Below are 15,528 nucleotides of genomic sequence, written 5' to 3' on the forward strand. Positions count from 1 at the left end.
TTTATTAATCGTCCCAGTCATCTTTCGCTTCCTGAATCTTATTATAAAAAAATTCGATAAAGCTTTCTGCAGCGATATCTTGATAGCCAATTATCCTATCCCATTCCACTACAGGGCATTCTCCGTCTTTCATTTTATTCGTATCTAGACAGTAAGCAAAGAAATCAACATCTTCTATGACAACAAGACCATCAGCAAGTCCATAATGTTGTTTATATTCTTTAGTTTTATCTGCAACTGACGCATGATCGAAGTTATAGCCTAAAACTAAAACCCCGAATAAACCACCAGCACCGTATTTTTCTAAGAACCATTTATAGCTAATAGGAAGTTCGCATTGGAGGGTTTCTTCAATGCGAGTTATGTTTTCCAGGCTTGCACCCTCTGTGAATATAGCATTTTGCTTGTTTTCATTAATAAAGGTTTCAACCTTTGAATAAATCATTTAATTTAAACACCTCAATTCTCATTCTCAAATTGTTTCGCTCTCCACTTCCAATATCTCTTTCGAAAGCTTTCATATTGTGCTTTTAAAACCTTATCATTTCTAAAACTTTCACCATCAGTCTTAAGCTTATGAATAACATCACTATATTTTGTATGTAAACTGTTTGGGATTTCAAGCATTGGGTCAGGTTCTTCTTGAATCAAGTGATGTAAATTAATCTGTGTGCCATCTTTTGCATAAGGAGCATTACCGTTTTTCATAAGCTGAAGATTTGTTACGCCAAATTCTGTTTTTTGGTTCATATCAATATCTTTCATAGTATACACTCTGCGGCTTATGTCTTTAACTTTTCCCTTTGCTTTTACCTTGCCCTTAACCTTAAAGGCACCATACTTTTCTTTATTTAACCAAGGAAGGTTTATTTCTTGACCAGTAAACGGCTTTCTCGTTCCATCCGGGATTTTCTTTGCATTGGTCAAAAGTTCATTTTTAAGGTTTTGGCTGTCAACCACATTGTATGGTACGTCACCCGACAGAGCAAGATCATATTTAGAGTTATAAGGAAGCAGTTCTGGAAGTTTAACGTCTTTAATTTTCTTCCCTGCCTGTCCTGCCTTGTTTATGACCTTCCCCGCCGCATCAGCTTTGTTAACGGCTCCTGCGCCTTTCGTTCCGACGACAGCCACAGCTGCTGAACCAATTGCATATGTCACCCATCTTGATCTGGAGTAAGCATCTCCATTTACCATATCCTTTTGATACGATTCCTCGATTGCTGCTGAAACAGCATCATATGTTTTAACAGGATGAAGTACTGCATTCTCCAGTGCTGACAAGGTTTCCCCCGGATCGGTTATGAAGTCCCATAAACCGGTTACCGTGTCTTTCCCGACATCATATAAACCAACGCCGGCGCCTTTTAATATATCCCAAGTCACTTCTCCGGCTTCTTCCAGCTGTTTTGCTTGTTCAAGCTGAATGACATATTGCTGCTGGGAAGGTTCAAGGTTTTCATAGCCGATCTTCTTCGCAATTTCCAAATATTCATCCGGATCGGTCACACCGTCAGCGAGCTTTTTCTTCAGATCCTTGATTTCCCGCTCTTTTGCTTCTTCCTTCTTAAACGTTAAATATGTGTCTGAGTGTCTTGCAATCTCGCCTTTTTTCTTATGTATGTCACTTTCCCTGTATGCCTTGACGTTATAATGAAGCGGAGTGGCGTTTTTTCCTTTGCCCGTAGCGTTTTGGAGCTGTTGAAAATCTGCCTGAATGAACTGTTCGTTCGCTTCTGTTTCTGCGTATTCTTTCGTTAGATCGTGATCGAGCTTTCCGAGCCTATTTACGGTATCGTCCCGTTTTTTGTCTGCTGATTCCAGATTTTGATCGACATCTTCTGTAGAGAAAACATCAAGATGAATGATATCGCTGATTTCATCAAGGATACCTTTCATTTCATTGCGCTGCTCCTGCATGATGGCTTGTGATTGATTCTTCGCATGGATCAGCTCGTGTTCTAAAAAGGACTCTTCCACAAACGAATCGCCCAATCCGGCATCAGCTACTTTTCCTGAAATACTGTTAAGAAACGCAATCTTCATATCGATCAGATCAAGCCAGCTGTCTGTGACACTAGCGTGATCTTGAAAGAATGCTTTGATGTTATCAGCACCTTTGCCCGAAAACTCATTGTCATCTAAGTCAGCCATTCCCTGAAAAGCTTTCCTGAGATTGATAAATTGTTCTCTAATCTGATCGTATTGTTTTGCCCGCTTTTCTGCGGCTGAAATGAACGAGGCTGCTTCAAATACTTTCATTTACGGCTCCTTTCTGCTTCTTTCTGTCTAAATTTTACCATAGGATATAAGATTAGATGAATCTCTTGCATTTGTCGAACTGCTTTATTCAAGATCATAAAATTTCAAAGAAAACCTTACACGAAGGAATCTGGGATCGGTAAAACAAAGCCAGATATAACATATATTAAAAAATCTCTTGCATTTCCACACCCGGCATGCTATATTGATATAGCGATGAGCTGAATTGTGTAAGCCGATGCACATGCCCTTGCGGCACACACGAATGTGGCGTGTGGTGTATCGCCTCAATACGCAAAAGACGTTTGCTTCTGCAAACGTCTTTTTTTATTATCCGATTTTCGTTCCGTTCGGTACTGTCTGCTCTGGCGTAAGCAGGACAACGTCTCCTTTTTCCGGGATGCCGCCGAGAACGAGAACTTCTGACTTAAATCCGGCGATCCGCCGCGGCGGAAAGTTGACAATAGCTGTAACCTGTCTGCCCATCAGATCACCCGGTTCGTACCGTTTTGTAATCTGGGCGCTTGATTGTTTCATGCCGATCTCTTCGCCGAAATCTATTGTCATCTTAATGGCCGGCACCTTTGCTTCCGGGAATACTTCCGCTTTTACGACCGTTCCTATTCTAAGATCAAGCTTGATAAAATCTTCGATGACTGCCATATCAAAAACTCCTTTTTTACAATCATGATACCAAAAAAAGAAGCAGTTTATTTAACCGATTTTCAGGATTATTTATCAGATTGAAAGGTGTTTCGGAAGACGCGCGGCGTTATTCCCTTATGTCTGACAAACCATCTGGTAAAGGAAGACAAATTTTGAAAGCCGACCTCCTGACTGATGTCTGTCAGCCGGCATTTTGTTTCAATAAGCATTTGTTCCGCTTTCTTCATACGGAGCTCAGCAATATAAGCTTGCGGGCTTTTCCCCGTATGCTTTTTAAACCAGTCGGAATAATACGCCGGGTGGTAATGTTCCATTGCGGCAAGCTCTTTAATTGTAAAAGTCTTTGAGAGATTTCGGCGGATATACGCAATTGAATCATTTGTACGGTTTTCTTGTATCTTTTCAGCAATATATTCTGCAAGCAGACTCAATGAATGAGCCGACTGCTGCTTTGTCTCTTCTGTCAGCAGAAACCGAATCGATGTCCAAAAAGGATCAAGCTTATTCAGAACGCCGGGGGCAAATGAACCTTTGAAAAAATATGCCGGTATGTCGAGAACGAGACATTCATTTCGCTCCAAAGAACGGAACCGATGTTCATGCCCGGGCGGAATATACAACATTTGATCAGGTTTTAATCTGATTTTACGTCTTTCTGTCTCCAGGTCCAGCTGTCCTTCGAGCGGAAAGAGCATTTGGCAGTATGTGTGTGCATGAGAATCAAAAATATGCGAATAGGTGCGCCGCTCACAAATGATATGTTGTAATGAATCCATTTGTCCCTCCTTTTTACATGATGCGTCTTTTTATTTAGTTTACATAATAATATTATTGCTCCCTCTCCTGCAAACCTCTTAGAAAAGCAACAACTGCAAACTTCCGGCTTTCCTTAATTGATTTGGTTAATTCAAATGCACTCTGTTTTCTCAACACGGCAAATCCGTGAAGAAGGCTCCTCAGTCCTCTCGCAGCATGAATCGCAGTGTCAGACTGTGCATATCCGTTAGCTGTCAGCTGCCTGACAACAAGCTCTACAAGCAGGCTTGACAGATTCTCAATCCGGCCGTCTTTTATCTTTTGAAATGTTGCGTCATATAATCCGGGATTGGCTTCGGCGAAATTGATATAGGCATCGGCGAGAGCAAGCAAAGCCGTTTCGCCCGTCAGTCCTTCTGCAGAGGCCGCCATTTTTTCATATAACATAGTAAAACCGGAGACAGCCAGCTCTGCTTTAATTCCTTGAAGGCCATTGACAAAATTGTAAAGGGAAGGCGGTTTTACGTTTAAGGACTTTGCAACAGCCGCAAGCGTCACTTCGTTCAGCCCTTTTTCGTCAGCGATGCCTGCTGCGGCTCTCAATATCATGTCAAGGCTCATTCCGACTCTCGGTGACATTATGATCGGCCTCCCGGCAGGCTTCGTTCGGCTTTCTCAACAGCCTCAGCCATCATTTCAACGGGATTGCAGAGAACATTTCCATGTCCGGCGGCCAGACTGCTTGGTTGATGAGCGATAAGTGTTCTTGCTGTTTTTACAGCTTCTTCTTTATTCCACGTAGCAAAAGCCGGAAACGGAAATTTCCATTTCAGCTTCCCAGAAACAGCAAGGCCGCCCCGTACTTGAAAGGCATCTCCGACGATCAGCATATCATTTCTCGTATCTTTAAAAGCGAGGCTTCCCGGCGTATGACCGGGAGCGGGAATGACAAGTAAAGATCCGATCCGCTCGCCGCCTTTCAGCAGGCGATCAGGTTCGGTCTGAACATTTTTCGGCACTCCCCCCTTTATCGGCGTTTGTGCTTCATGCTCAAATAATGAAGTGTCACCTTTCAGCAAGAAAGAATCCCGCTCAGAAATACAGACGGAAGCATCCGGAAATTCCGCAGCTAATGAGTCAAGCGAACCGATGTGATCCCCGTGCGCGTGGGTGAGTAATATGTCATTCAGCGGCTTCCCAAGCTGCCGCAATGCTTGTTTGATTCCTTTATGACTGTTAGGCAGTCCGGCGTCAATCAGGGTTACTCCTTCTTCTTCTTCAACCAAATAACAATTCACCGGGAAGAGCGCGGGAAAAAAAGTCAGCTGCCAAACGGTTCCGTATTGTAAGATTCTCATGAACATCCTCCTAAAACTAATATCATTAGTTTTATTATAACTAATACCGTTAGTTTATCAAGAGTTTTCTGTTTAAATCCTGAAAAAGGCGCGGGCGCTTCTCTTATGCAAAAAAAAAGAAACGCGCATACTGTGATAAAAGATGCTTTCAGCCTGCGAATAAATCACACTACTAAAACCAGCCGGATAAGCATACACTACTCAACGGAGGGGGAGTTTCACACCATGCATATCACACTTCAAAGCATCTGCCCTGTCTTAATGATTGCCTTTTTTCTGTATAAAAAGGTGAAACGGTCCGTCGGCTTTCAGCCTTTGAAACCCCGCTGGCTTTATACAAGAATGATTTTGTTTTCATTGCTGGCCGCAGCTCTGGCGTTTTTCAGCATCACACACCCGGCTTTATACGGCCATCTTATATTCGGCACTTTTTGCGGCTGGCTTCTGGTCCTGTTTGCAAAACGGAACATTTCTTTTGAAGAACGCCGCGGAAAAATGTATTTTCGCACTCACCTGTGGATTGAACTTATTCTATTAACGTTATTCCTATCGAGATTTGTTTATCGCGTTATTGAAATTTACCGGGTCACAGCGGACTTTACCCATCCGGAGGCATACAGCCAAACGGTCGGCGCCGATCCGCTGACCATCAGTATCTTTTATTTCATCGCAGTGTATTACAGCGGCTTCTCTTTTTATGTTTTAAAAACGAGCAGAGACCAAACCAATAACAGTCAGTACGGCTGACATCCCTGTCTAAAAAGCAGGGATGTTTTTTAATCGTGCCGCGTATGGTGAATCATTTGCTGAAGCACATCTAACACATGTTCATCCTCAGGAGAATAATAGATGGATGTTCCTTCTCTGCGTGATTTGACGAGGCGCAGATTTTTAAGAAAACGCAGCTGATGAGAAACGGTAGACTGCAGCAAATTCAGCTTTTCTGCGATATCATTTACCGCGTGCTCACCCTGTGACAGCAAATGGAGAATTCTGATTCTGGTCGGATCAGACAGCGCCTTAAAAGTCTGGGCAACCAAAAATAAAGTTTCCTCATCTAAATCGACAGCGGGGTCATTTTTGTTTCCGGATTCGTGAAATTCAGTCATATACCTCACCCTTCTTTTCTCAAGTAGCCCAATTATACCAAATGTCAATTGATGCAGATACATCCTGCGCCTGACAAAAGAACCGTTATTTTAAATTTATGTTTCAAATACGGGTTTCCGCTTGGTTTCGCGCATTCATCTGTGTCATAATGAAAAAGTCATAATGCTCCTGAAATCGAGGGTGAAACACAGTGGAGAAAAAGAAAAAAGGCTGTTTCGCTGCCGCGGGTCTTATGATGATATGTGTTTTTGTCATGGTTTCCTTCTTCCTCATTCTGCTATTTTCAAATAATGAATGGCTCAAAAGTCTTCCGTTTGATGTCAAGCCGATCGTCCTTGAACGGCTGACAGATTACAAACCGCTTGTTGAAGACGAGCTGGATGAAAAAGGACTCACCAAATATACATCGCTTGTACTCGGCATGATATATCAGGAGTCAAAAGGAAGAGGAAATGATCCCATGCAGTCTTCAGAATCTCTGGGTTTAAAGCGAAATGAGATTAAAAACCCTCAAACCAGTATCAAACAGGGAATCAAACAATTCACTCTCATGTACCAAACAGGCAAGAAAAAAGGCGTAGACTTGGATACGATTATACAAAGCTACAACATGGGAGCCGGCTATATTGATTTTGTGGCTGAACATGGAGGATCGCATACTGAGGAACTGGCAAAACAATACTCCGAGCAGCAGGTCAAAAAGAATCCGAAACTTTACACTTGCGGAGGGAACAAAGACAATTTCCGTTATCCCTACTGCTATGGTGATTACACGTACGCAGAAAAAGTAAAAGCAAAAACAAAAACCGTTGAACAATCCTTAAATGTAACAACACTTGAAACGCTTGAAGAGTAAAAGGCGCCCTGATAAGGCGCCTTTTTCAATCAATAGAAAAAAGCCGCGCAGAGCACGGCTTTTTTTAATAATACGGTGAGATCATTAAGTATACAATGACACCCGTCAGACTGACATACAGCCAGAGCGGCATCGTCCATCTCGCGATTTTTTTGTGGCGCTCCACTTGCATGCTGAATCCTCTGATCAGCGTAAACAGCGCAAGCGGCACGATAACGGCGGAAAGACAGATGTGCGTAATTAAAATAAAGAAATAAATCCCCCGAATGATGCCGTGGCCGCCGAATAAAGTATTTTCAGCCACAGAGTGGTATACGACATAGCAGATCAAAAACAGCAGAGTCGTCGTAAACGCCGCCAAAATAAAACGTTTATGCGCTTGAATATTTTTTTGCTTAATCATAAAGAGCGCTGCCAGCAAAAAGATAAAAGTAAAGCTGTTAAAAATAGCATTTAACATCGGCAGAATATGAATATTGGCAATGCTGACCTGTCCCGATTTCGGCATAAAAAACAGCACCGCAATTAACCCGTTGATCAGAACGGTCAATGTCAGCACGATACCGGTATAACTTTTAGGTTTGTTTTCTGTCTGATTCATCTTATGACCTCTCTCAATTTTACTGACTATCCAAATGGTATGAGAATTCAGCTTTGATGTCAACGGTTTCGTCCGCTTCGTCAGAAAATAGACAAACTTAAGCCCTAAAAAGACCGGGTGTTTGAGACCCGGCCTTTCGTCATATTATGCTTCCTTCAACAGTTCTTCTATCACCTTATGTTCGTTTTCATTCAACAGATTTTTTGGAATGATCCGATCTATCGGTTTATTCATATGCTGATCGAGAATATCGGCTGTTTCTTTGTCCCCTGCGATTACGAGACGCTCCCATTGGTGTGAAGCGGCCTTTTGATCAAGGTTTGAAGCCAATCGTTTATACAGCCTGTTTTGGTTTTCTTCGACGTGGGCTTTGGCAGCGTCTTCGTCCATCGACGCGGAGCGGCTTCCGCTTACATCCTGCGGTTTCCACGATTCATTGATGACGTCGTATTGATAATGCTCCACCCCTTCAATTTTTCCGAGTACGGTTTCTATGATCTTCACTTCATTCTGCTGGGTGAGAATAAAAGCCGTGCTCGGAAATTGTTCACGGAGAAGTTCTAATTGATCAAGGACAGCCGTTTCTTCCCAATAAAATCGTGTTTCGACAGGCACCTGCAATTCAATCGTCTCCCAAATACCGCCTTCTCCCGATGCAAAAAATACGAGACTTCGCGGCATCTCTTTACCAAGCCCATCGATATATTGATAGACACGTTCCATGATGCGGACGAGAGATTTTTCTTCTTCCGGATCACTGGCAGACAGATACTCTTTTAATCTCCGAAAACCGGTTTTCAAGGCGATTTTCCACTCTCCCCCCTGCTGATCCGGATTTCTCATATCCGTATTGACATATAAGGAAAGCATTTTATCAGGAGATTCCGTCATTACGTACTTCAATTTGCCGATGAGTGAGTCAATTGCCATTATAGATTCCTCCTTTTTCCGCTGCTCACTGTTCCTTTCCCTATCCGCACCGCCTTAAAAACGTCAATCCACATATAAACGGCAGACTTTTCTAAAAAAGTTTTTGCAAAACCCATTTACAAACCAAGACATCATTTACTACAATGGATACTTGTGTTTAACTAAGACTTTTACGCTGTGAAAGGAGTATGATTTTGTTTACTGCAGAAGAAAGAGATCAGAAAGAGCTGGAAAAAGAGCTTCATAAACTTGAATTTCAGATTTTTAGAATGCGGGAAAATCTGATAGATGTATCAAAAGACGCGCGAGTGCTTGGTATTGATCAATCGAACAATGACGATTGGATCATTGTTTCCTCGATTGATGATGGCCAAACATGTAAGATTATGCTGACTGATTGTGAATCAGCCTACCGGGGAAGAGGCTGTTTTTCACTGATCGCCTCTTATTATGACAATGCCATTCATATCGGGGACATTAAAGGCCCGCCGAACCATGGCTACGGCTCGATCTGCATGAAATTTTTAAAACATATCGCCAGAGAGCAGAATATCCCGAAAGTGACGGGCGACATCGCTAAGCGTGATTGGGATCATGTCGACAGGCTCGTTCATTTTTATGAAAAGCATCACTTTGATGTCTGGATTGACAATGATACGCAATCAGGCGGAATTAAATGGGTCGACCTGTAAAAAATGATAGATAAACCCTCGTTAATATGGTGTAATAGATTAAACCATTTAAGGAGGGTTTTTTTTGTATCCGGAAAAATTGAAAAAAGGTGACGGCATTCGTATTGTGTCTCCGGCCACAAGCATGTCCGTTATGTCAGATGAAAATATAATTGCCGCAAAGTCAAAATTGGAGGAGCTCGGCTTTCGTGTCTCTTTTTCAGAGAATGCGAAAGAAATAAATGAATTTGATTCATCATCCATTGAATCGCGTGTACAGGATCTGCACGAAGCTTTCGCTGATCCTGACATCAAAGCGATTTTGACGACACTCGGCGGGTTCCAATCAAATCAGCTGCTTCGCTATCTTGATTATGAAAACATCAAGCGGCATCCGAAAATCCTTTGCGGCTATTCAGATATTACCGCTCTCGGCCATGCCATATATCAAAAAACCGGCCTTATTACATATTCCGGTCCCCATTTTTCTTCATTTGCCATGAAAAAAGGGCTGGACTATACGATTGACTCTTTCTTGGCCTGCTGTGCTTCTGACAACCCGTATGAGGTAAAGCCTTCATCTGAGTGGAGTGATGATAAATGGTATTTGAACCAGGAGGACAGACGTTTTTATCGGAATCCGGGACCGCTCGTTATTCAACCCGGATATGCGGAAGGAACACTGATCGGAGGAAATCTATGCACGCTGAATCTTCTGCAGGGCACCGAATACTTTCCGGAGATGGAGCAAGTGATTCTGTTTATAGAAGATGATCATATGTCGGACATTCATATGTTTGACCGGGATTTGCAGTCACTCATCCACCTTCCCGCTTTTTCAGCCGTGAAGGGAATTGTCATCGGACGTTTCCAGCATGCTTCAAATGTATCTGAGGAGGCTCTGCGTGCCGTCATCCGTACAAAAGAAGAACTGGCATCCATGCCTGTTATCGCAAATGCTGATTTCGGCCATACCTCCCCTTTGATGACATTCCCGATCGGAGGAACATGCAGGATAGAAGCCGGCTCAGAAGGCGGACGGATATGGATCGATCGGCATTAATACATAAAGACGGGAAAACCGCCCCGTCTTTTTATTTTGACGCCTTATGCCGCGGCGTGCGCGGAGCGATCATCATTCGTCCGCCGGCCGCTGCCGTCACCCATACGGAAGCTCCTTCATAAAAACGGCTGATCTCTTCATTATATACGGCGTGTGTCAGTTCACGTTTATCATGCGTTCCGTCATGGTTTTTTACGTTTAAAATAAGCACAAGCTCGTGCCTGCCATTCTTCATCACGCCAGTACGTCTCACCTTTTCAATAACGGCTGGCCTTCCTCTCCCTCTGTCAAGCGCCTGAAACAGCCTGACAGCAGGCATAGACAGTCCGATAACGAGCACAATGACGAAAGCGGTGCATATACCTGCTTGAAACACCGGTGATTCTGTGAAGGCATTCCATAAACATATAAATTCCGGCTTCATCAGATTCATACATCCCTTCAGATTCCGTTTTCACATCCATTCCTTATTATATTAGAGAAACGCTTTTTCTTTTTCCGCATATAACGATTATATACAGTCAAAAAAGGGAAGAAAAAAAGAACACAAAGCATTTCGCCTTGTGTTCTTCATCTCTATATGAAACTAGTCTAATACTTTAACATTTACTGTTCTGACGCCCCAGTTGTTAGCGTCACTTTTCTTTGCAACAAATACGTCAATTTTATTTCCTTTAATTGCGCCGCCTGTATCTGCTGCTGTTGCCACTCCGTAACCTTCAACATAAACCTTAGAGCCAAGCGGAATGACACTAGGGTCTACCGCGATGACTTTTGCATCAGGGTTTTTGTTTAAGTCAACACCGGTTGCCGTTACACCGGAAATGCCGCCGTCGTTAGCAGAGTAAGCAGTTGCAGTCATTGTCAGCTGCTTTTTAGGCTCTTGTTGGTTTGTATTTGATTGAACAGGCTGCTGTTTTGCTTCGACAGCCTTCGCTTCTTGTTTAGGTTGTTGTTCTTGAACAGGTTCTTGTTTAGGCTGCTCGTTTTTGACAGCTTCTTGTTTCGGCTGTTCTGTCTCGGCAGCTGGTTTTTGTTCAGTTTGCGGCTGGCTGGCTTCTTGAGCCGGCTGTGCAGCCTGAGCCTGACCTTTCACATTTAACGTTGTGCCTGCGTAAATTATATCTGATTGCAAGTTATTCAAGCTTTTCAGATTGCCTACTGATGTTCCGAATTTCTGAGCAATTTTCCAGAGGCTGTCGCCCTGCTTCACTGTGTACTGCCCAGATGTGGTTGTTTCTACTGAAGAAATAGTCAGTTTCTCTCCTTCAATAATTAAATCAGAAGATAACTGATTCCATTCTTTTAAGTCCTTTAGGTTCACTCCGTTTTTTTGCGAGATCCCCCAGAGCGTGTCACCCTTTTGCACCGTGATTTCTTTAGCAGAAGCGTGAGCTCCAAATGCAGTTGTTGAAATTGCTGCAACTGCGACAAAGGACATAATCGTCTTCTTCATAAGTAAATCCTCCCTTGTTAGCTTTTTATTGGCGGCTAACAGGTGATATCGTAACATATGAAAATGTCAGTTCAATAACAAAACGATTTGAATTAGATTACAGTTCCTTTACATGAAACATTTCTCTCGCTTGGTAAGTCTTGCTGAAACCTTGATACAGCAAGGGTTTTCAAGCTTCTGATTTTTCCGGCGCGAATGAAAAACACAATGTGCAAATTTCTAAAAAAACTTTTTTTCACTCTGTTTCTCTTACATAATTTCGGATTTCTTCTAAAAAAACCGCTCCGTATTTCAATCTTTTTTGTTCCCCGACCCCTTTTACGGAAAGAAGATCCTGATCTGTTTTCGGAAGTTTCGCCGACATTTCTTTTAACGTCTGATCTGAGAACACGACAAATGGAGGCACACCCTGTTCAGCTGCAATCTCTTTGCGGAGACGCCGGAGAAGCTCAAATAATTCATCATTTTCGGTAACGGCGGCGGCCTGTAAGGCTTCTTTTCTCGCGACTGCGCTTTTTCCAAGCAGGACGTCCCTGCCTTTTTGGGTGACCATAAGCGTCGGAAATGTGCCGTCCGCCATTCTGATATATTCATCTGAAATAAGGAATTCGATAAAATCACTGATTTCCGCTGCGGATTGATGCTTCATAATGCCGTAAGTGGACAGGCTGCTGAAGCCGTTTTCCAGCACTTTTTTATTTTTAGACCCGCTAAGCACCTGCGCCACCATCGTTTTTCCGAAGCGCTCATTCATTCTGATGATGCATGACAATACCATCTGCGCTTCTTTTGTGACGTCATGGGCGGTCCTTGTATCAGTGCAATTGCCGCATGCTCCGCAAGCTTCCGCCTCATTCTCGCCGAAATACTTCAGAATAAACCGCTGCAGGCAATCTTCCGTATGACAGTAATCCACCATCTGTCTCAGTTTTTTGAGATCCTGCTTTTGTTTTTCTTCTCCGGCGGCCGATTGGTCTATTAAAAAACGCTGCACCATAATATCCTGCGGCGAAAACAAGAGCACACACTCGCTGTTAAGACCGTCGCGCCCGGCCCGTCCGGCTTCCTGGTAATAGCTCTCCATATCTTTCGGAATCTGCGCGTGTAAAACGAACCTGATGTTGCTCTTATCGATTCCCATTCCGAAAGCGGACGTAGCTACCATCACTTGTATCTGATCGTTAAGAAACCGCTCCTGCTGGTCTTTTCTGTCATCATCCGCCAATCCGCCGTGATAACGGCCGGCATTGATGCCGCTGCGTTTTAATTTCTCATATAAACGGTCGGTTTCTTTTCTTGTCGCTGTATATATAATGCCGGCTTCGTGTTTATTTTTTTCCAGATACCGCTCGATAAACCGGTCTTTGTTTTCGCCCTTTACTACTTTAAACGTTAAATTCTCTCTGGCAAAACCGGTATATACAGTTTGTTCTTTCTTAATATGAAGCTGCTTGCAGATGTCATCATGAACCTCAGGCGTAGCCGTCGCCGTTAATGCGATGATGACGGGCGGTTCTTTTAGTTCATTAAAAAGGATTTCGATATTCCGGTAACTCGGCCTGAAATCATGTCCCCATTGCGATATACAGTGAGCTTCGTCAATGGCGACAAGAGGAACCGTAATATTCTGCAGGATGTGAATGAATTCAGAAGAAGTCAAACGCTCCGGTGTGATGTAAAAGAGCCGGTACGCCCCTTGTTTCAAACCGGTCAGGCGCTCATGAATGTCACGGCTTGTCTGGGTGCTGTTAATATAAGCTGCCGCGATACCCGCTTCTTCAAGCGCGTCGACTTGATCTTTCATTAAGGAAATAAGAGGGGAAATAACGATTGTGGTTCCTTCAAACAGCAGTGCGGGAATCTGATAGCAGATTGATTTTCCGCCCCCCGTCGGCATAATGCAGACCGTGTTTTTTCTCTCCTCTGCAACTGATTGTATCGCCTGCTTTTGGCCCGCGCGTAGACTGTCGTAGCCAAAATAATGCGCCAGAAGGGATTGGGCTTTCTCCAGCATATCTTGTAAAACCTCACTTTGTCTTTGATTCTTTTATTTTATCATACTGATAAAGTACGCAGCTCAAGAGCAATTCAAAATAAAAAGCCATCTCCGCAAGGGAAATGGCTTTCGCTACGTATGCCGTACGCAAGTAAGAAAGTTTTAAACCACCACTCCTCAAAGTGGGTGTTTGCAGAAGCGTTCCTGTCGTCCTCTGCAATGGAGGCATGACATTCCGGCTTCGATATAAAACTCCCTATTACAGCTTAAAGGTTAAAACTTAATTAACAATACGAACAATGTAGCTTCTCTTATATCCTACACCATCAGTCGTATTTTGGCAAGAGGGTTAATTCTTTTACAGAAAACCTTTTTTCTTTGTGAAAAATGCTTTATTCTACATAAAAATTGTTTTTTCGACAAAATATCAATATATCAATATAAGATCAGATCGAAAGCAGCCGCCAGTTTCTTCTATAATAGAAAAAACTCTCACACCCTGTAGGGGCGCAAGAGTTAATGAAAATTAGAATTTTGCAGCCAGATCTTTCGCTTCTTGCAGTCCTTTTTCAATGATCGCTTGAGCGTTATCCGGTGCAGCATTATGGCCTTCAACGACAACAGTGTGAAGATCTTGGACACCCCAGAAACCGAGGACGGTTTTCATGAAGTTTAATGACATTTCAAGAGATGCCATCGGTCCTTCAGAATATACGCCGCCGCGTGCGTTTAAGAGCGCTACTTTTTTATCTCCCATCAGACCTTTAGGGCCTTCAGGCGTGTATGTGAAAGTAACTCCTGCGCGAGACAGGTAATCAACATAAGTATGAAGCACAGCAGGCACTGTGAAGTTCCAAAGCGGGAATGCAAATACGACTTTGTCAGCTTTGACGAATTGATTTAAGTAAATGTCAGCAGTTGACGCTTGTTTTTTCTCTTCGTCTGTCATTTCAATTCCTTTTGAAGCTTTGAATGTTCCGTTAATCATATCTCTTCCGAGGTAAGGAAGGTTTTCTTTATGAAGATCAAGTTCGATCACTTCATCATTCGGATTGTTTTCTTTATAAGCAGCCAGAAACGCTTCGTATAATTTTACGGATACGCCTTCTTCAGCCGTACGATCACTTGATTTTACAAATAATACTTGAGACATTCTAAATTCCTCCCGGTAATCTTTTAATATTTACTTACAAATAGTATGTTACTTTCTTTTTTATATAAAGTCAATGATTTTATTTCGATTTTGAGATTTTTTATGGAATAAAAAAACAGGTACATATGAATGTACCTGCTGCTATTATTGTGAATCCTGCTCACGATCAAGGATTTCGTATGTTTGTGAGCTTTTTTGATCAACGGTTTCTTTATTTGAGAGGTCTTTCACCTGCTCGTGAAATTCCCTTTCATATGACGGAGCGTCTGTTTTCACATCCCCTTCTGTTTCTCGCTGCGCTTCGACGGTCATTCTGGCGTACGGCACGGCTTCAAGTCTTTCATAAGGAATTTCTTTTCCCGTTTTCTCGCAAATCCCGTATGTTCCTTTTTCCATTCGTTCAAGCGCGGCATTCACCTCATCTAAAAGATTCTGATCGACACCGTCCAGCGTCTGATTCGTGACCCTGTCCAAATAAATGCTTCCGTGATCAGCTAAGTGATTATCTACTCCGTTCGACAGTTCTCCTGTGTCTTCGCTCATTGAATGATTTTCTTTTGATTCTCCCTGAAGACTTTCCTTTAAATCGATTAATTTATGATAAAGGCTGTCCTGCTGTTCTTTTGATAATGACATATTCATCATCTCCT

The 15,528-nt window shown here is 42.8% G+C and carries 18 protein-coding genes and 1 other RNA gene; 4 read left to right on the forward strand and 15 right to left on the reverse strand.

What is annotated here, in order from left to right; all coding sequences use genetic code 11:
• Positions 1 to 4: 4 nt before the first annotated feature.
• From NYE68_RS11235 to NYE68_RS11260, 6 genes are all read right to left on the reverse strand, one after another.
• Positions 5 to 445: an SMI1/KNR4 family protein gene (locus tag NYE68_RS11235; RefSeq protein WP_324636908.1), complete on the reverse strand. Its 441-nt coding sequence runs from the start codon at positions 443 to 445 to the stop codon at positions 5 to 7.
• 14 nt (positions 446 to 459) lie between these two features.
• Complete coding sequence (locus tag NYE68_RS11240) at positions 460 to 2,262, reverse strand: T7SS effector LXG polymorphic toxin (protein WP_324636906.1); 1,803 nt, start codon at positions 2,260 to 2,262, stop codon at positions 460 to 462.
• Between the two features lie 330 nt (positions 2,263 to 2,592).
• On the reverse strand, positions 2,593 to 2,925 hold the full coding sequence (gene csaA, locus NYE68_RS11245) for a chaperone CsaA (RefSeq protein ID WP_007407998.1): 333 nt from the start codon (positions 2,923 to 2,925) through the stop codon (positions 2,593 to 2,595).
• 68 nt (positions 2,926 to 2,993) lie between these two features.
• Positions 2,994 to 3,704, reverse strand: coding sequence for a helix-turn-helix domain-containing protein (locus tag NYE68_RS11250; protein ID WP_061860628.1), 711 nt, complete (start codon positions 3,702 to 3,704; stop codon positions 2,994 to 2,996).
• Between the two features lie 52 nt (positions 3,705 to 3,756).
• The gene (locus NYE68_RS11255; protein ID WP_254003246.1) at positions 3,757 to 4,323 is read right to left on the reverse strand and encodes a TetR-like C-terminal domain-containing protein; all 567 of its coding nucleotides are present in this window, start codon (positions 4,321 to 4,323) and stop codon (positions 3,757 to 3,759) included.
• Positions 4,323 to 5,042, reverse strand: coding sequence for an MBL fold metallo-hydrolase (locus NYE68_RS11260; RefSeq protein WP_254003247.1), 720 nt, complete (start codon positions 5,040 to 5,042; stop codon positions 4,323 to 4,325). The genes NYE68_RS11255 and NYE68_RS11260 overlap by 1 nt, the downstream gene beginning before the upstream one ends.
• A gap of 225 nt (positions 5,043 to 5,267) precedes the next feature.
• Between NYE68_RS11260 and NYE68_RS11265 the strand changes: the two genes are divergently transcribed.
• Entirely contained in the window at positions 5,268 to 5,789 is a 522-nt protein-coding gene (locus tag NYE68_RS11265; RefSeq protein WP_007407994.1) for a hypothetical protein, read from the forward strand.
• A gap of 29 nt (positions 5,790 to 5,818) precedes the next feature.
• Here NYE68_RS11265 and czrA read toward each other — a convergent pair whose 3' ends face one another.
• A complete protein-coding gene (czrA, locus tag NYE68_RS11270; RefSeq protein WP_012117736.1) occupies positions 5,819 to 6,151 on the reverse strand; it encodes a Zn(II)-responsive metalloregulatory transcriptional repressor CzrA in 333 nt (110 codons plus the stop codon).
• A 191-nt stretch (positions 6,152 to 6,342) separates the two neighbouring features.
• On the opposite strand from czrA, the gene NYE68_RS11275 reads away from it, so the two are divergent.
• Entirely contained in the window at positions 6,343 to 7,008 is a 666-nt protein-coding gene (locus NYE68_RS11275; RefSeq protein ID WP_003153802.1) for a lysozyme family protein, read from the forward strand.
• Between the two features lie 64 nt (positions 7,009 to 7,072).
• Here the strand turns inward: NYE68_RS11275 and NYE68_RS11280 are convergent, their stop codons facing one another.
• Complete coding sequence (locus tag NYE68_RS11280; protein ID WP_007407990.1) at positions 7,073 to 7,609, reverse strand: DUF420 domain-containing protein; 537 nt, start codon at positions 7,607 to 7,609, stop codon at positions 7,073 to 7,075.
• Positions 7,610 to 7,753: 144 nt separating this feature from the next.
• Positions 7,754 to 8,539, reverse strand: coding sequence for a VLRF1 family aeRF1-type release factor (locus tag NYE68_RS11285; RefSeq protein ID WP_251257416.1), 786 nt, complete (start codon positions 8,537 to 8,539; stop codon positions 7,754 to 7,756).
• Positions 8,540 to 8,733: 194 nt separating this feature from the next.
• Here NYE68_RS11285 and NYE68_RS11290 point away from each other — a divergent pair, with 194 nt between their 5' ends.
• Both NYE68_RS11290 and NYE68_RS11295 read left to right on the forward strand, forming a co-directional pair.
• On the forward strand, positions 8,734 to 9,231 hold the full coding sequence (locus NYE68_RS11290; RefSeq protein ID WP_007407988.1) for an N-acetyltransferase: 498 nt from the start codon (positions 8,734 to 8,736) through the stop codon (positions 9,229 to 9,231).
• A gap of 64 nt (positions 9,232 to 9,295) precedes the next feature.
• Entirely contained in the window at positions 9,296 to 10,273 is a 978-nt protein-coding gene (locus NYE68_RS11295; protein ID WP_064107649.1) for a S66 peptidase family protein, read from the forward strand.
• Positions 10,274 to 10,304: 31 nt separating this feature from the next.
• Here NYE68_RS11295 and NYE68_RS11300 read toward each other — a convergent pair whose 3' ends face one another.
• From NYE68_RS11300 to NYE68_RS11325, 6 genes are all read right to left on the reverse strand, one after another.
• Positions 10,305 to 10,697, reverse strand: coding sequence for a hypothetical protein (locus NYE68_RS11300; protein WP_324636900.1), 393 nt, complete (start codon positions 10,695 to 10,697; stop codon positions 10,305 to 10,307).
• A 162-nt stretch (positions 10,698 to 10,859) separates the two neighbouring features.
• Positions 10,860 to 11,729 carry a 3D domain-containing protein gene (locus tag NYE68_RS11305; protein ID WP_007407985.1) on the reverse strand — a complete coding sequence of 290 codons (870 nt, stop codon included), beginning with the start codon at positions 11,727 to 11,729 and terminating at the stop codon, positions 10,860 to 10,862.
• Between the two features lie 235 nt (positions 11,730 to 11,964).
• On the reverse strand, positions 11,965 to 13,743 hold the full coding sequence (gene recQ / locus NYE68_RS11310) for a DNA helicase RecQ (RefSeq protein ID WP_061046687.1): 1,779 nt from the start codon (positions 13,741 to 13,743) through the stop codon (positions 11,965 to 11,967).
• Between the two features lie 107 nt (positions 13,744 to 13,850).
• Positions 13,851 to 14,036, reverse strand: a non-coding RNA gene (gene ssrS / locus NYE68_RS11315) — 6S RNA.
• Between the two features lie 215 nt (positions 14,037 to 14,251).
• The gene (locus NYE68_RS11320) at positions 14,252 to 14,878 is read right to left on the reverse strand and encodes an FMN-dependent NADH-azoreductase (protein WP_003153791.1); all 627 of its coding nucleotides are present in this window, start codon (positions 14,876 to 14,878) and stop codon (positions 14,252 to 14,254) included.
• A 144-nt stretch (positions 14,879 to 15,022) separates the two neighbouring features.
• Positions 15,023 to 15,514, reverse strand: coding sequence for a TraR/DksA C4-type zinc finger protein (locus NYE68_RS11325; RefSeq protein ID WP_015417624.1), 492 nt, complete (start codon positions 15,512 to 15,514; stop codon positions 15,023 to 15,025).
• Positions 15,515 to 15,528: the final 14 nt, after the last annotated feature.

It is taken from the genome of Bacillus sp. FSL R5-0447 (genome assembly GCF_038606125.1).
Taxonomy (GTDB): domain Bacteria; phylum Bacillota; class Bacilli; order Bacillales; family Bacillaceae; genus Bacillus; species Bacillus velezensis.

What these genes read in the sequence shown, in the direction of transcription:
- NYE68_RS11235 (WP_324636908.1), bottom strand. Translation starts at nt 445, where the DNA reads ATGATTTATTCAAAGGTTGAAACCTTTATTAATGAAAACAAGCAAAAT.
- NYE68_RS11240 (WP_324636906.1), bottom strand. Translation starts at nt 2,262, where the DNA reads ATGAAAGTATTTGAAGCAGCCTCGTTCATTTCAGCCGCAGAAAAGCGG.
- csaA (WP_007407998.1), bottom strand. Translation starts at nt 2,925, where the DNA reads ATGGCAGTCATCGAAGATTTTATCAAGCTTGATCTTAGAATAGGAACG.
- NYE68_RS11250 (WP_061860628.1), bottom strand. Translation starts at nt 3,704, where the DNA reads ATGGATTCATTACAACATATCATTTGTGAGCGGCGCACCTATTCGCAT.
- NYE68_RS11255 (WP_254003246.1), bottom strand. Translation starts at nt 4,323, where the DNA reads ATGTCACCGAGAGTCGGAATGAGCCTTGACATGATATTGAGAGCCGCA.
- NYE68_RS11260 (WP_254003247.1), bottom strand. Translation starts at nt 5,042, where the DNA reads ATGAGAATCTTACAATACGGAACCGTTTGGCAGCTGACTTTTTTTCCC.
- NYE68_RS11265 (WP_007407994.1), top strand. Translation starts at nt 5,268, where the DNA reads ATGCATATCACACTTCAAAGCATCTGCCCTGTCTTAATGATTGCCTTT.
- czrA (WP_012117736.1), bottom strand. Translation starts at nt 6,151, where the DNA reads ATGACTGAATTTCACGAATCCGGAAACAAAAATGACCCCGCTGTCGAT.
- NYE68_RS11280 (WP_007407990.1), bottom strand. Translation starts at nt 7,609, where the DNA reads ATGAATCAGACAGAAAACAAACCTAAAAGTTATACCGGTATCGTGCTG.
- NYE68_RS11285 (WP_251257416.1), bottom strand. Translation starts at nt 8,539, where the DNA reads ATGGCAATTGACTCACTCATCGGCAAATTGAAGTACGTAATGACGGAA.
- NYE68_RS11300 (WP_324636900.1), bottom strand. Translation starts at nt 10,697, where the DNA reads ATGAAGCCGGAATTTATATGTTTATGGAATGCCTTCACAGAATCACCG.
- NYE68_RS11305 (WP_007407985.1), bottom strand. Translation starts at nt 11,729, where the DNA reads ATGAAGAAGACGATTATGTCCTTTGTCGCAGTTGCAGCAATTTCAACA.
- recQ (WP_061046687.1), bottom strand. Translation starts at nt 13,743, where the DNA reads ATGCTGGAGAAAGCCCAATCCCTTCTGGCGCATTATTTTGGCTACGAC.
- NYE68_RS11320 (WP_003153791.1), bottom strand. Translation starts at nt 14,878, where the DNA reads ATGTCTCAAGTATTATTTGTAAAATCAAGTGATCGTACGGCTGAAGAA.
- NYE68_RS11325 (WP_015417624.1), bottom strand. Translation starts at nt 15,514, where the DNA reads ATGTCATTATCAAAAGAACAGCAGGACAGCCTTTATCATAAATTAATC.